At 74.9% G+C, this 14,577-nt stretch carries 11 protein-coding genes and 3 pseudogenes; 11 read left to right on the top strand and 3 right to left on the bottom strand.

Features of this window, described 5'->3' with window-relative positions:
* Window positions 1-44 precede the first annotated feature (44 nt).
* The 3 genes and pseudogenes from EV384_RS37460 to EV384_RS27905 form a co-directional block, all read left to right on the top strand.
* A pseudogene (locus EV384_RS37460) lies at window positions 45-218 on the top strand (hypothetical protein); the annotation flags it as partial.
* A gap of 55 nt (window positions 219-273) precedes the next feature.
* Window positions 274-1,185 (top strand): XdhC family protein, encoded by a 912-nt coding sequence (locus EV384_RS27910; RefSeq protein ID WP_130337895.1) that lies wholly within the window; start codon window positions 274-276, stop codon window positions 1,183-1,185.
* Window positions 1,186-1,243: 58 nt separating this feature from the next.
* The gene (locus tag EV384_RS27905) at window positions 1,244-1,696 is read left to right on the top strand and encodes an NTP transferase domain-containing protein (protein WP_130337893.1); all 453 of its coding nucleotides are present in this window, start codon (window positions 1,244-1,246) and stop codon (window positions 1,694-1,696) included.
* Here EV384_RS27905 and EV384_RS27900 read toward each other — a convergent pair.
* Window positions 1,684-2,820 carry a winged helix DNA-binding domain-containing protein gene (locus EV384_RS27900; protein WP_130340866.1) on the bottom strand — a complete coding sequence of 379 codons (1,137 nt, stop codon included), beginning with the start codon at window positions 2,818-2,820 and terminating at the stop codon, window positions 1,684-1,686. The genes EV384_RS27905 and EV384_RS27900 overlap by 13 nt on opposite strands.
* A gap of 42 nt (window positions 2,821-2,862) precedes the next feature.
* On the opposite strand from EV384_RS27900, the gene EV384_RS27895 reads away from it, so the two are divergent.
* From EV384_RS27895 to wrbA, 3 genes are all read left to right on the top strand, one after another.
* Window positions 2,863-3,621 (top strand): HipA family kinase, encoded by a 759-nt coding sequence (locus EV384_RS27895; RefSeq protein ID WP_130337891.1) that lies wholly within the window; start codon window positions 2,863-2,865, stop codon window positions 3,619-3,621.
* The gene (locus EV384_RS27890) at window positions 3,618-3,986 is read left to right on the top strand and encodes a DUF3037 domain-containing protein (RefSeq protein ID WP_130337889.1); all 369 of its coding nucleotides are present in this window, start codon (window positions 3,618-3,620) and stop codon (window positions 3,984-3,986) included. The genes EV384_RS27895 and EV384_RS27890 overlap by 4 nt, the downstream gene beginning before the upstream one ends.
* A 268-nt stretch (window positions 3,987-4,254) precedes the next feature.
* A complete protein-coding gene (gene wrbA, locus EV384_RS27885) occupies window positions 4,255-4,872 on the top strand; it encodes an NAD(P)H:quinone oxidoreductase (RefSeq protein ID WP_130337887.1) in 618 nt (205 codons plus the stop codon).
* Window positions 4,873-4,942: 70 nt separating this feature from the next.
* Here wrbA and EV384_RS27880 read toward each other — a convergent pair whose 3' ends face one another.
* A complete protein-coding gene (locus EV384_RS27880; RefSeq protein WP_130337885.1) occupies window positions 4,943-6,916 on the bottom strand; it encodes an anthranilate synthase family protein in 1,974 nt (657 codons plus the stop codon).
* A gap of 261 nt (window positions 6,917-7,177) precedes the next feature.
* Between EV384_RS27880 and EV384_RS27875 the strand changes: the two genes are divergently transcribed.
* The 4 genes from EV384_RS27875 (at window position 7,178) to EV384_RS27860 (ending at window position 13,136) form a co-directional block, all read left to right on the top strand.
* A complete protein-coding gene (locus EV384_RS27875; RefSeq protein ID WP_130337883.1) occupies window positions 7,178-8,581 on the top strand; it encodes an FGGY family carbohydrate kinase in 1,404 nt (467 codons plus the stop codon).
* Between the two features lie 105 nt (window positions 8,582-8,686).
* Window positions 8,687-11,320 carry a nitrate- and nitrite sensing domain-containing protein gene (locus EV384_RS27870; RefSeq protein ID WP_130337881.1) on the top strand — a complete coding sequence of 878 codons (2,634 nt, stop codon included), beginning with the start codon at window positions 8,687-8,689 and terminating at the stop codon, window positions 11,318-11,320.
* Window positions 11,317-12,696, top strand: coding sequence for an IS607 family element RNA-guided endonuclease TnpB (gene tnpB, locus EV384_RS27865; protein WP_130337879.1), 1,380 nt, complete (start codon window positions 11,317-11,319; stop codon window positions 12,694-12,696). The genes EV384_RS27870 and tnpB overlap by 4 nt, the downstream gene beginning before the upstream one ends.
* A gap of 17 nt (window positions 12,697-12,713) precedes the next feature.
* Window positions 12,714-13,136: a roadblock/LC7 domain-containing protein gene (locus EV384_RS27860; RefSeq protein ID WP_130337877.1), complete on the top strand. Its 423-nt coding sequence runs from the start codon at window positions 12,714-12,716 to the stop codon at window positions 13,134-13,136.
* Between the two features lie 134 nt (window positions 13,137-13,270).
* Here the strand turns inward: EV384_RS27860 and EV384_RS37455 are convergent.
* Window positions 13,271-14,139, bottom strand: a pseudogene (locus EV384_RS37455) (glycoside hydrolase family 1 protein); the annotation flags it as partial.
* 16 nt (window positions 14,140-14,155) lie between these two features.
* On the opposite strand from EV384_RS37455, the pseudogene EV384_RS37450 reads away from it, so the two are divergent.
* A pseudogene (locus EV384_RS37450) lies at window positions 14,156-14,251 on the top strand (glycoside hydrolase family 48 protein); the annotation flags it as partial.
* Window positions 14,252-14,577 lie beyond the last annotated feature (326 nt).

Here is a 14,577-nt window from a genome sequence, read left to right as displayed (position 1 = left end):
TCAGACTACCGTTGTCCGTACTATTAGCGGACAAATCCGGGCTAATGCCCGGCCGGTGTGATCGGCGGAGCGGCATGCGCGAGGTGCTGGGCGCGGCGCACGGCTGGTCCCGGCAGGGCGTCCCGTTCGGACTCACCACGGTGGTGGCCAGCAGCGCGGGCGGCCTGACCGCGCCGGGCGACCTGCTGGCCGTGGACCCCGCCGGCGAGGTGCGCGGCGGCATCCCGGCCGGCTGCGTGGAGGCCGCGGTGCTCGAGGCGGCCGACGGAGACCTTGCGGACCGGCCGCACCCGGCTGGCGCGGTACGCCGTCGGCGGGGACGGGCCCTGGCCGGCCCGGCCCGGGTGCGCCGGGATCCTGGAGGTGCTGCTGCGGCGGGTGACGCCGGGCGGCGCGACCGCGCGGGCGCTCGCCGCCCTCGCCGGCCGCGGTCCGGCCGCCGTGGCCACCGTCGTCGGCGGCCCGGCGCCCTTCGCCGCCCAACTGACCGTCGGGCCGGCCGGTACGGAGGGCGGCCTCGGCGACCCGGCGCTGGACGAATGGGTCGTCGACCGGGCCGCCGAGCTGCTGACCGACGGTGGCACGGTGGTGCTCCGGCGGGGCGACCGGCCGGTGCGGGTGCTGATCCAGGCGGCGCCGGTCGCGCCCCGGATGCTGCTGTTCGGCGCCACCGCCGTCGCCGCGGCGCTCAGCCGGATCGGCGTCGGCCAGGGCTACACCGTCACCGTCTGCGACCCGCGGCCGACGTTCACCACCACCGGGCGGTTCCCCGACGCGCACGAGGTGCAGCGGGCCTGGCCGCACCGGTTGCTGGCCGCCACCCCGGTGCGCCCCGACACGGTGCTCTGCCTGCTCGGCCACGACCCGCGCTCCGAGATCCCGCTGCTGCGGGCGGCGCTCGACACCCCGGCCGGCTACATCGGCGTGCTCGGCAGCCGGGGCGCGCACGCGGCCCGGCTCGCCCGGCTGCGCTCGGACGGGGTGCCGGCGACGCAGCTCGACCGCCTGGTGGCGCCGGCCGGGCTGGACCTCGGCGGGCGTACCCCGGTGGAGACCGCGCTGGCGATCGCGGCGGAGGTGGTGGCCCGGCGGCACGGCGGCACCGGCCGGGCGCTGCGCGGGCCGAAGGGCCCGATCCACCGCGCCCCGGACCGGGCCCGCCAGCCCGTGGGGTCGCCGCGGTGACCGTCGCCGGGCTGCTGCTCGCCGCCGGGGCGGGCGCCGGTTCGGCCGGCCCAAGGCGCTGGTCGAGCTGGACGGCGAGCCGCTCGTCCGGCGCGCGGTGCGGCTGTTGCGGGCCGGCGGCTGCGCGCCGGTGCACGCCGTCGTCGGCGCGGGCGCGGATGCACTGCCCGAGCTTCGCGGGGCCGTGCCGGTCGTCAACCCGCACTGGCGGAACGGGCTGGGCGGCTCGCTGCGCCGCGGCCTGGCGTCGCTGCCCGGGCACGTCCGCGCCGCCGGCGCGCCCGTCGCCGCCGCCGGCTACGCCGGGCGGATCGGGCATCCGGTGCTGCTCGGCCGCGCCGTGTGGCCGCTGCTCGACCGGTACGCCACCGGGGACCGGGGCGCCCGCGACCTGCTGCGGGCCCGCCCCGACCTGGTCACCGTGGTGCCGTGCGACGGCCTCGGGTCACCCCTGGACGTGGACACCCCGGGCGACCTGGCCCGGCACGCGGCAGCCGGTCACCAGGAGTGACGAACGGGCCGGCCGAGGAAGCGGGCGTAGCCGTCCAGCGCCGCCTCGACCCGGGTCCGCAGCCCGCCGTCGAACGGGACCAGCGGGTGCACGGTGACCGTGGCCCGGGTCTTGCTGAGGGTGCGCTTCCAGGTGCCCACCACCCGGCCGGCGCGGACGACCGTGGACTGGAAGACCCCGTTGCCGCCGGGGATGACCGCCTGCCGGTCCGCCGGGTCGAGCATCAGGGTCCGGTCCTTGAAGCCGAGCAGGTATTCGTCGAACCCGGGCAGCACGTGCAGGTCGTCGACCGGTCCGCGCGGCGCGTCGAGCAGCGCCGCGTCGACGACCGCCTCGGTGTCGTCGACCCGGACGGTGGCCAGGGCGTCGCCGGCCACCGCGATGCCCCGCCGGGCGTCGGCGGCGGTCAGCCCGGTCCAACCGGCGAAGTCCTGCCGGGTGGTGGGGCCGTGGCTGCGGAAGTACCGCAGCGCCAGGATGCCCAGCGCCTCGTCGCGCTCCGGCCGGTGCGGGTCGGGCGCCCACTCGTCGAGCAGGGCGAACGTCTGCTCCGCGCCGACGTGCGGGGCGATGCAGGTGACGCCGCGCTGGCTGGCGTACCAGAGCAGGTGGTAGCCGCGCTGCCCGGCGGTGTCGATCCCGGCGGCGGCGAGGGTGGCGAGGCACTGGGCGCGGGTGAGCCGGCCGCCGCCGGCCAGCGCGGCGCCCAGCACGTCGGCCGCCCGGTCGGCCTCGGCCTCGGTCAGCCCCAGGACCGCCCGCCGGGCCGCCGCGCCGGCCAGCGCCCGGACGCCGGTCACCGCCAGCATCCAGCGGGCGTCCCGCGGCGGTACGAGGTGGACCGTGCCGCGCATCGGCCAGGTGCGCAGCGCCTCCCGGCGCTCCAGCGCCGCCTGCACGTCGGCGAGGGTGCGCCCCGGGAGGCGGACGCCGAGCGACCACATGCCGCTCGCGGCGTCCTGGGCCTGCATGGCGCCGAACCACTCGACCACCTCGGCCACGTCGTCCGGCCGGGTGGTCGGGTGCGGGCGCAGCAACAGGCTGGTCATCCGCAGGGCCAAGGCTTCCGGGCCGGTGAGCCGCACGTCCACGGGCCGCCTTCCGTCGGTGGTGGCGGCCAGCATAGGCGGCCGGTCCGACATGCCCGGCGGGTTAGGGTGGGCGACGTGCTCCGACAGGTCACCGGGATCCGGTACGTCACCCCGCTGCGTGAGGGCGGCTCGCTGCCCGGCGTGGTGGAGGCCGACGACCTCGGCACCTACGTGGCGAAGTTCCGTGGCGCGGGGCAGGGGCCGAAGGCGCTGGTGGCCGAGGTGATCTGCGGTGAGCTGGCCCGCCGGCTCGGGCTGGCCGTGCCGCGGCTGGTGGTGCTCACCATCGACCCCGTCATCGGCCGGGCCGAGCCGGACCAGGAGGTGCAGGAGCTGCTGCGCAACAGCGGCGGGGCGAACCTGGGGATGGATTTCCTGCCCGGCGCGCTCGGCTACGACCCGGTCGCCCACCCGGTCGACGCCGCGCTGGCCTCCCGGGTGCTCTGGTTCGACGCGTACACCGAGAACGTCGACCGGAGCTGGCGCAACCCCAACCTGCTGATGTGGCACCGGCAGCTGTGGCTGATCGACCACGGCGCCACCCTCTACTTCCACCACAACTGGCCGCGCGCCGAGGCCGCCGTGCACCGGGCCTACCGGGCCGACGACCACGTGCTCGCGCCGTACGCCACCCGGCTGGCCGAGGCGGACGCCGAGCTGGCCCCGCGGATCGGCCGGGAGCTGCTCACCGAGGTCCTGGCGCAGGTACCCGGAGAGTGGCTGGCCGGCCCGGACTTCGACACGCCCGACGCCGCCCGGGCGGCGTACGTGGACCACCTAACCCGGCGGGTCGCGCGGACCGACGCCTGGCTGCCCGCTGGGAGCGCGGCATGAGAGAGCCCTTCGAGTACGCGGTGATCCGGCTGGTGCCCCGGGTGGAGCGCGGCGAGCAGATCAACGTGGGCGTGATCCTCTACTGCCAGGCCCGCGACTTCCTCGGCGCGCGTACCCATCTGGACGCCGACCGGGCGCGTGCCCTGGCCCCCGACGTGGACCTGGACGCGGTGGCGGCGGCGCTGGGCTCCTGGGACCGGACCTGCGGCGGCGACGGGCCGGCGCGGACGATGAAGCGGGGGGAGCGGTTCCGCTGGCTGGCCGCCCCGCGGAGCACGATGATCCAGGCCGGCCCGGTGCACACCGGGCTGACGGCCGATCCGGCGGCGGAGCTCGACCGGCTGATGGCGGCCCTGGTCCGCTGACCCCTGATCGCGCTACGCCAGCCTCGTTGCCGGCGGAGCGCGATCCCCCGTTCAGGTTCGCCGGTGTGGGGCGGCGGCGGGGTTCCGCCGACACCGGTGCGAACAGGATCCCCGGCGGGCGGAGCGCCGGCACCGTTGCGGATCGGAACTTGCAGAAATCTTGAGCAGCCGCAAGCTATCGACCCCGACGACTGTCGTCAACGACCGTTTGGCGCCGCATGCAACGGGTAGTCGCCGGAGCTGATCCGATTTGAGGAGGGAACGTCTGATGGATGGTCGGACCAAGGTCGCGGTGATCTACTACAGCGCGACCGGCATCACCTACCAGATGGCGCAGTCAGCGGTCGAGGCCGCCGGCGATGCCGGGGCCGAGGTGCGCCTGCGCAAGGTACGTGAGCTGGCGCCCGACGAGGCGATCCGCTCCAACTCCGGCTGGCAGGCGCACCACCTGGAGACCCAGGACGTGATGGAGGCGCAGCTCGACGACCTCTCCTGGGCTGACGTGGTCATCTTCGGCTCGCCCACCCGCTACGGCATGGTCGCCGCGCAGCTCAAGCAGTTCATCGACACCACTGGCCCGCTCTGGGCCCAGGGCGCGCTGGCCAACAAGGTGTACTCGGGCTTCTGCTCGACGGCCACCTCGCACGGCGGCCAGGAGTCCACCCTGCTGGCCCTCTTCAACGTCTTCTACCACTGGGGTGGCGTCGTGGTGACCCCCGGCTACACCGACCCCAGCCAGTTCGTCGCGGGCAACCCGTACGGCGCCTCGCACACCAGCAACAACGGCGAGACCGCGCCCGACGACATCGCGCGCAACGCGACCGCACTGACCGCCCGACGCGCGGTGCAGATAAGCACGGCGCTGAAGAAGGGCCTGGCCGGCTGACCCCGGCCGGTGGCGACCGGTGGTCGAACGGGGGCTCTCGACCCGTCCGGACCACCGGTCGCCCTCAGCCCTACCCCCGATCGGCCGGACCATGCCCGGTCAGGGCCGGATTGGCGAGCAGATGCCCGAGCAGGTCGGCCAGCACGGCCAGGCCGTCCCGGCTGAGCACCGACTCCGGGTGGAACTGCACCCCGGCGAAGCCCGGCCCGCGCAGCGCGTGCACCGCACCGTCCGCCGGGTCCCGGGACAGCTCCACCGGCCCGTACGCGCTGGCCACCCGGTCGGCGTCGGCGCGCGCGGTGAAGGTGGAGTAGAAACCCACCCGGCGGGTCGCGCCGAAGACCGCCACGTCCCGCTGCAGCCCCTGGTAGGGCGCCTCCCGCCGGTGCAGCGGCAGCCCGAGCAGCCCGGAGAGCAGCTGATGCCCGAGGCAGACCGCCAGCGTGGGCCGGCCGGACTCCAGCAGGCCCACCAGCAGCGCCCGCATCGCCGCCATCTTCGGCGCGGAGAGATCGCCCGGGTCACCCGGCCCGGGACCGACCACCACCAGGTCGTACCCGTCCACCGGGCCGGGTTCCCGCCAGTCGCGGCGGTCGACCCGCAGGCCGAGCGCGCCGAGCTGGTGGGCGAGCATGCCGGTGAAGGTGTCCTCCCCGTCCACGATCAGCGCCCGCAGCCCGGCGAGCCCGGCCAGCGCGGACGCGCCGGGCGTCCGCTGGTCGAGCCAGAACCGGGCCAGCGGGGCGTTGCGGGCGGCGAGCGCGGCGCGGACCTCCGGGTCGTCGGCGTACGACTGTTCCGGGTCGCGGCGCGGCGTCAGACGCGCCGAGCCGGAATGGTCGTACCGGATCTCCGGGCGGGGGCCGGGCTCCGGCGCGTCCGGGCCGAGGCCGAGCGCGGCCAGCACCCCGGCCGCCTTCGCGTGCGTCTCCGCCACCTCGCCCGCGGCGGTGGAGTGCCGCACCAGGGTCGCCCCGACCGGCACCCGCAGCTCGCCGGCGGGGGAGAGCTCCGCGGTCCGGATCAGGATCGGCGCGTCGAGGGTCTGCCGGCCGCCGTCGTCCCGGCCGAGCAGCGCGAGGACGCCGGCGTAGTAGCGGCGGCCGGTCCGCTCGTGCCGGGCGATCACCCGGCAGGCGTTCTCCATCGGGCTGCCGGTGACCGTCGGGGCGAACATCGTCTCCCGCAGCACCTCCCGGACGTCCCGCGAGCCGCGCCCCGCGAGCAGGTACTCGGTGTGCGCGAGGTGCGCCATCTCCCTCAGGTACGGCCCGACCACCTGGCCGCCGTGCTCGGCGACGGTGGCCATCATCTTCAGCTCCTCGTCGAGCACCATGTACAGCTCCTCGACCTCCTTCGGGTCGTGCAGGAACCGCAGCAGGGCGTCGCGGTCGGCCGCCGCGCCGGTGTGCCGGAACGTGCCGCTGATCGGGTTCATCATCACGAGGCCGTCGTCGACGCTGACGTGCCGTTCCGGGCTGGCCCCGACCAGGATCCGGGAGCCGGTGTGCACCACGAACGTCCAGTACGCGCCGCGCTCGCGCAGCAGCAGCCGGCGCAGCGCGGCCAGCGCCGCCACCAGCGGCGACCCCTGCACGGTGGCCCGCATGGTGCGGTGGATGACGAAGTTGGCGCCCTCGCCGCGGCCGATCTCGTCGGCGAGCACCCGGCCGACGGTCGCGGCGTACTCGTCGTCGGCGATGTCGAAGCCGGCCCCGGTGCTTCGCACCGGGCGGTCGGGCAGGACGTCGAGCGCCTCGGCCAGCCCGATCCGGTGCCGTGCGGAGATCACCAGGCACTCCAGCGGCACGCCGTCGTCGACGCAGGCGAAGCCGCGCTCGCCGATCTGCCGGTACGGGACCAGGGCCAGCGTGCGCGGGCCGGGCGGGCCGTCCGGCAGCGGGATGTCGGCGAGCCGGTCGGCGGTGCGTACCGTGCCGGTGAAGAGCTCGAGGTGGTCGGCGCCCTCGCGGCGGACGAGCGCGAACGGGCCGGGGTCGACGCCGTCGGCGACGGCGGCGAGCAGGTCGTGCGGGCGGGTCATCGGGGTCTCCTCGGGCCGGGAGCCGCCGGCGGGGCGGCCCGGGATGCCGGGGAGAGACCGGCGGCCGCCTCGTCGGGCGGCCGCGTGGGAAAGCTACGCGCGGGGGTGGGCCGCCGGGTCGGCGGGCCACCAGCAGGACAGGTGCGCGGGCATGGCGATCACTGTACGCGACCGGACGGTCCCCGGGAACCCGATCGCCGCGTCCCGGCCGAGTCGGGATCTTGGCTTCACCACCCGCCCCGCCGGGTAGGTTGACCGGCGATGAACATTCTCGCTCTCGACCTGGGCACCTCCTCCGTACGCGGACTCGTGCTGGACGCGGACGCCACCCCGCGGCCCGGCGCGCTGGCCCGGCGGAAGGTGCACCTGGCCACCGGCGAGGACGGCACCGGCACCCTGGACGGCCGCCGCTATCTCGCCTGCCTGGCGGAGTGCCTGGACGAGCTGGCCGACGCCGGCCACCTGCGGGACATCGAGCTGGTGACGCCCTGCGCGCAGTGGCACTCGGTGGTCCCGCTGGACGCCGACGGCGAACCGCTCGGGCCGGTGCTGACCTGGATGGACACCCGGCCGGCGCCGTCCGCGGGCGCCGCCGGTCCGGCCGACCCGGACGCCTTCCACCAGCGCACCGGCACCTGGTGGCACCGCGGTTACTGGTCGGTGCGGCTGCCCTGGCTGCGGGAGCAGGCGGCCACCCCGGTCGCCCGCTTCGCCGGCCTGGCCGAGTACGTCCTCGGGGCGCTGCTCGCCGAGGCGCCGATGTCCATCTCGATGGCCTCCGGGACCGGACTGCTCGACCTGTGCCGGCTGGACTGGGACGCGGAGGCCTGCGAGCTGGCCGGCGTACGCCCCGGCGAGCTGCCCGCGTTGGCCCCGACGGGGTGGCTCGGCCGGCTGCGTCCCGAGCACGCCCGGCGCTGGCCGCAGCTGGCTGGGGCCCGGTGGACCGCGCCGGTGGGCGACGGCGCGGCGTCCAACGTGGGCTCCGGCTGCGTCGACCCGTCCCGGGCCGCGGTCACCGTGGGCACCTCGGCCGCGGTACGCATCATCCAGCCGGTGCCGGCCGGCGCGGAGCTGCCGCCGCTGCCCTACCAGCTCTGGCGGTACCGGGTCGACCACGAGCACGTGGTGACCGGAACGGCGTACTCCAGCGGCGGGAACCTCTTCGCCTGGGCCAAGCGGGAGCTGCGGCTGCCCGAAGGCGCCGAGCTGGAGGCGGCGCTGTCCCGAGTGCCGGCGGACGGCCGGGTGCTGGCCAATCCGCGCTTCGGCGGTGACCGCCCGCCGGGCCTGGCGCCGGCCGGCTCCGGTGAGCTGCTCGGGCTCAGCTTCGGCGCCACCGCCGTCGACCTCCTCGCCGGCCTGATGACGGGCCTGTGCCGGCTGGTCGCCGAGGACCTGACGGTGCTGGAGTCCGGTGTGGTGAAGCCGGCCGAGGTGGTGCTCGGCGGGGGAGCGATGGCCGCTTCGGCGTGGTGGCGGGCGGCGTTCGTCGCCGCGCTGGCGCCACGGCCGGTGCGGCACCAGCGGCATCCGGAGATCGGGGCGACCGGCGCCGCGCTCCTGGCGCTGGGGCGGGTCGCCGACGGAGCTCGCGTGGGTGGCATCGGCCGGACGGACGAGGTGGACGCGCCGAACACCGTAGCCGGTGCCCGGCCGGGCTGACCTTCCTGATTGACCGGCCGGTCAGGCCGTTGACACCGTACGTCGGCCTGGTTGGATGGACTGCGCTCCCCGAGTTGGTGGAGGCGAGGGACCGAGGAGGCATGTGTGGGCGCAGGTCCCGACCCCGATCGGGGCGCGGTCTCGAACCACCGCCGGAACCGGTTCGACGTCCGGGTCGTGCCGCACCGCCGCCGTTCGGCCCTGCGGCTGCGGGACTGGCGGATGCGCACCAAGCTCGCCACCGTGCTGATCATCCCCTCGGTGGCGTTCCTGGTCCTGGCCGGAGTGCAGACCCGGGCGCTGGTCGGGCAGACCACCACCCTCAGCGCCTTCGCCCAGCAGGTCGGCATCGGCCGGCAGATCACCGCCGCGGTGGACCGGCTCCAGCAGGAGCGGGACCGGACCGCGGGCGAGCTGGCCGCGCTGCACAAGTCCGCCGGCGGCGCCGCACGGGACGCCGCAATCGCCGTGCTGAAACCGCTGCAGACCGCCTCCGACCAGGCCATGGCCGACCTGCGCGGGGCGGCCGACCCGCTCGCCGACGCCGACGCCGCCTGGCGGGTCGCCTACTCCGAGGCGCTCGAGGCATACGACCAGGTCATCTACATTCGGGCCACGGTGCCGCCGGCGGTGCTCAGCAGCGACACCATCCTGAGCAACTACCACCGGGCCATCGACGCCCTGCTCAACCTGCTGGCTGAGCCCTCGCCCGGCGACGACCAGCGGGCGCTCACCGACGCGGTGCTGCGCTACGTCCAGCTCTCCCGGGTCAAGGAGCTCTCCTCACGGATCCGTGGGCAGCTCTACGCCGTCGCCCGCGCCGGCCGGTACGAGCTGGACGACCAGATGACCCTGACCGACCTGCGGGCCCAGCAGCTGACCGCCCTGAGCGCGTTCCGGGTCGTCGCGACCGCGGACCAGGTTCGCCGGTACGACCAGACCTCCGTGAACCCGGGGTTCGTTTTGGCCACCAAGCTGGAGGAGACGACCCTGCCCGGCGCCGCCGCCGAACCGGCGGTGCTGCTCGCGCCAGAGTGGTGGATTGTCAGCGAGCAGCGTCAGGACCTGCTGCACCGGCTCGAGAACGAGGTCCTCGACGACACCGTACGCCGGGCCGACGACGCCAGCTCGGGGCAGCTGCGGGACACCCTGCTGGTGGTCGGCGGCATCGTCGCCGTGCTGCTGGTCGCCGTGCTGATCTCGCTGCTGATCGGTCGCTCCATCGCCCGGTCCATGCGGCTGCTGCGCAGCCAGGCGTTGCGGATCGCGCAGGTCGAGCTGCCCGACGCCCTCGACCGGCTGCGCGCCGTGGACAGCCCGGTGACCGGGATCGACGTGCACCCGGCGGTGGTCCGCTCGCTGGACGAGATCGGCGAGCTGGCCGAGGCGTTCGTGGCGGTGCACCGCAGCGCGGTCAGCGTCGCCGTCGAGCAGGCGCTGATGCGCCGCAACGTCAACGCGATGTTCGTCAACCTCGCCCGGCGCAGCCAGGTGCTGGTCGAGCGGCAGCTCGAACTCCTCGACGACCTGGAACGCGAGGAGAGCGACCCGGAGCAGCTGGAGAACCTGTTCAAGCTGGACCACCTGGCCGCCCGCATGCGCCGTAACGACGAGAGCCTGCTGGTGCTGGCCGGCACGGAGTCCACCCGGCGGTGGACCCGCCCGGTCGGCCTCGTGGCGGTGCTGCTCGCCGCCGGTGCCGAGATCGAGCAGTACCAGCGGGTCCGCCACTCCTCGACCGGGGACCTGCACGTGGTCGGGCACGCCGTCGGCGACCTGGTGCACCTCTTCGCCGAGCTGCTGGAGAACGCGACCGCGTTCTCCCGCCCGGACACCCTCGTCCGGGTCACCGCCCGGCCCGAGGGCCTCGGGGCGCTGGTGGAGATCGCCGACCAGGGGCTCGGGATGAGCCCGAGCGCGCTGGCGGAGGCGAACGCGCTGCTGGCCGAGCCGCCGGCGGCCGACGTCGCGGCCTCCGAGCGAATGGGTCTGTTCGTGGTCAGCCACCTGGGCGCCCGGCACCGCGTGCAGATCCGGTTGCAGGGCGGTCAGGACGGCCTGGTCGCCCAGGTCCGGATCCCCGCCGAGCTGCTCGCGCCGGCGTCCGCTCCCGAGCTGGACGCACCGGCCTGGCCCCGGATGCTGACCACCGAGGTCCGCGCGGCCACCCGGCCGGCCACCCCGCGCGCCGTGCCGGTGCCGCGCCGGTCCGAGCAGCTGGCGGAGGTGCCGGTGGCGGGTCGCCGGCCGGAGGCCCCGACGGAGCTGCCCGTGGCGGGCCGGCGGCCGGAGCCGCCGGCGGCGCCGCCGCAGAACCGGCAGGTGCCGATCCGGGCCGAGAACGTGCTCACCCCGGCCGCGGCGGCCGGCGGTGGCTGGTTCTCCCGGCAGGGGCCGTCGTCGTCGACGCTCGGCGTAACACCGCCGCCGGCCGAGACGCCGGTGACCGGAGGGACCAACGAGCGGGGCCTGCCGGTACGGGTGCCGATGGCGCAGCTGGCCGCGGTCACCCGCTCCGCCCGTCCCGACGAGCCCGCCCCACGGCACGAGCCCGACCCGGACGCGGTCGGCGGCATGCTCTCCCGCTTCTACGGCGGGGTGCGGCGGGCCGAGGCCGAGGAGACCAGAGTGTTGATCATGCCGCCCGTCGGCGATCGCAGTGAAGGGGTGGGCAGCAGTTCCGCCGCGGACCGAGCCCGCCGGGCGGTCGAAGTCGCTACCGGGGACGAGCCAGCGTGAGGACAAGGCAGGCGTACCGCTTCGCGTTGGACCTGACGCCCCGACAGGAGCGGGTGGTGCTGGCTCACGCGGGGGCGGCGCGGGTGGCGCACAACTGGGCGCTTGCTCGGGTCAAGGCGGTCATGGACCAGCGGGTCGTCGAGCGCACGTACGGCATCCCCGACGAGCACCTCACCCCCACGATCGGCTGGTCTCTGCCGGCGCTGCGCAGGGCGTGGAACGCGGTGAAGGCGGATGTGGCGCCGTGGTGGGCCGAGTGTTCGAAGGAGGCGTTCAACACCGGTCTGGACGCGCTGGCCAGGGCGTTGACGAACTGGTCCGATTCCAGCACCGGTAAGCGCGCCGGACGCCGGGTGGGGTTCCCGCGGTTCAAGTCCCGGCGCCGCTCGACCCCGTCGGTGCGGTTCACCACCGGGGCTATCCGCGTCGAACCGGACCGCAAGCATGTGGTGTTGCCCCGGCTCGGCCGGTTGAAGCTGCACGAGTCCGCCCGCAAACTCGCCCGCCGGCTTGAGGCGGGCACCGCTCGGATCGTGTCGGCGGCGGTGCGCCGCGACGGGGGCCGCTGGTTCGTGGCGTTCTGCGTCGAAGTCGACCGCGCTGAACGCGCGCCGGCGCAGCCACAGGCCACGGTCGGCGTGGATGTTGGGGTCACCAACCTCGCCGTGCTGTCCACCGGCGAGATGGTGCCCAACCCGCGCCACTTGGATGGCGCGGCCCGCAGGATGCGGCGTCTCGCCCGGCGCGCCTCTCGCCGGGTCGGCCCTGACCGGCGCACCGGGCAACGTCCGTCCAAGCGGTGGGAGCGGGCCAACGCCCGGCTCGGCCGGGCGCATGCCCGGGTCGCTCATCGGCGCCGCCACGGCCTGCACAAGCTCACCACCCGGCTCGCCCGCGAGTACGCCACCATCGTGGTCGAAGACCTCAATGTCGCCGGGATGCTGCGCAACCGGCGGCTGGCCCGGCGCATCGCCGACGCCGGATTCGCCGAGTTGCGCCGGCAACTGGCCTACAAGACCGGATGGAACGGCGGCCGACTGGTCGTGGCCGATCGCTGGTATCCGTCCTCAAAAACCTGCTCGGGTTGCGGCGCGGTGAAAACCAAGCTGACCCTGTCCGAGCGGACCTACAACTGCACCGTGTGCGGCCTGACCCTCGACCGGGACCTCAACGCCGCACGTAACCTTGCCGCATTCGCGGCTGAGGTGACCACCGCCGGGAGTGGCCCGGTGGCCGGACGTGGAGCCGACCATAAGACCCGCCAAGGCAGGCCGGTGGCCGTGAAGCGTCAACCCGGCATCGCTTTAGCGAGCAAGACCGGGACCGTCCCACCGCAAGGCGGGACATCCAATCACATGCTCACCAAAGCATCATGAGAGGAAACGGGACAACAATGATTACGTTGAGCCAGGAGGCGCGTGACCTGAGCTGGCTGGTGAACGCGTTCGCCGAACGGGTCCCCGGGGTGGCGCACGCGGTGGTGGTCTCCTCCGACGGGCTGCTGGTGGCGATCTCCGCCCACCTGCCCCGCGACCACGCCGACAAGCTGGCCGCGGTGACCTCGGGGCTGATGAGCATCACCGCGGGCGCCGCCCAGATGTTCGACGGCGACATCGTCAAGCAGACCGTCGTGGAGATGGGGCGCGGGTACTTCCTCGTCATGCAGATCCGGGACGGCTCGATCCTGGCCACCCTGGCCGCCGCCGAGGCCGACATCGGCGTGGTCGGCTACGAGATGGCGCGGTTGGCGAAGCAGGCCGGCGAGATGCTCACCCCCGCGCTGCGGGCGGAGCTGCAGCAGGCCCTGCCCCGCTGACCGGGGCGACCGGGCCGGGGCGTCCGCCCCGGCTGGGTCGTCGTCGCGACGCTCAGAGGCCGTTGTCGCGGATCATCGTGCGGTACCAGTGGGCGCCGCGCTTGAGCACCCGGCGCTGCGTCGGGTAGTAGACGTAGCCGGGTCAGGATGTCGTACATCCCCTCGGGGTGGATCTGCTGCCAGTCCGCCTCCGAGGTGGGCCAGCGGTGGGTGGTGTCGCCGGTGGCGGTGACGTAGATGGGCGTGTAGTGCTGCACCGCGAGCAGGTCCACCGGGCTGGCGATGACGTCGAGGTCGCCGTCGCGGATCCCGGAGACCATCCGGCTGCCCGCGCCGAGGTCGGCCAGCACATCCTGCGGGTACCCGCCCTTGAGGACGGAGTCGAGGTAGAGGCGGTTCTCGTGACCGTCGTATAGCCGGGTCGCCGCGGCCGCCTCGGGGCTGTCGTCGGCCGGGTAGCAGGGGTGCAGGTTGAGCGCCGGGCCGATCCGGCCGGCCTGGCCGGTGGCCCGCAGCGCCTGTACGGCCAGGCCGTGCGCGAGCTGGAGGTGGTGGGTGACCAGGTACGCGGCCTCCGGGGCCTGCCGGCCCGGCGCGTGGTGCCCCCACAGGTAGCCGTTCTGCACCACGGTCTTCGGCTCGTTGATGGTGAGCCAGACCGGGACCCGGTCGCCGAGGGCGCGGAAGACCGCGTCGGCGTACTCGGCGCGCCGTCGGCCTGGATCCGCGGCCAGGAGATGGAGAACCGGTAGCTGCGCAGCCCGAGGTCGGCCATCAGGTCGTCGCGGCAGCGGTGGTAGTGGTCGGCGGCGACGTCGCCGGTGTCGCTGTTGCGGGTCCGGCCCGGGGTGTGGCTGAGGGTGTCCCAGACGGACTCGCCCCGACCGTCTTCCTTCGCCGCCCCCTCGATCTGGTCCGCCGACGTGGCCGCGCCCCAGCCGAAGCCCGCCGGGAAGCGGAGCGGTCCGCGCGGGCCGGAACTGCTCTCCCGGTCCGGCTTCAGGGTGCCAAGGGCATGCGGGGCCGAGCCGGCCTTCAACTACCACCGGTTCTGGGCACAGGCGGACGTCGCCATGGCGGACGCCGACTACGGGAACCTGTTCCCCAGCGGGTGACGAACTCCTCCGGACGGGCGGCCGGCCCCGCCCGTCCGCAGGCCGCCCGGGCCCTGGGGGAATTTGAGAGGCCCGGTCGGCGGACGGCCTGATTCCCACGGTCAGGCCGGGTGGGCCGGCCGTCCGGCCGACGCGGCGGACCGGCCGGCCCACCACTCCATCCGGAGACGAGATTGCCGCGAAAAAGCCCGGGAAAATCCGTACTCCACGGGATCACACGGCGGCGGTGGACGGAGTAACGTACATCACCGGAGAGGCCGCTCCCCCCGTGGCGGCCTCTCTTTCACATTCCCGGGCCCGGTGCTCCCGACCCCTGGCGCCGCTCG

The sequence above is a fragment of the Micromonospora kangleipakensis genome (assembly GCF_004217615.1).
Classification (GTDB): domain Bacteria; phylum Actinomycetota; class Actinomycetes; order Mycobacteriales; family Micromonosporaceae; genus Micromonospora; species Micromonospora kangleipakensis.
This window is presented reverse-complemented; position numbering and strand designations above follow the sequence as displayed.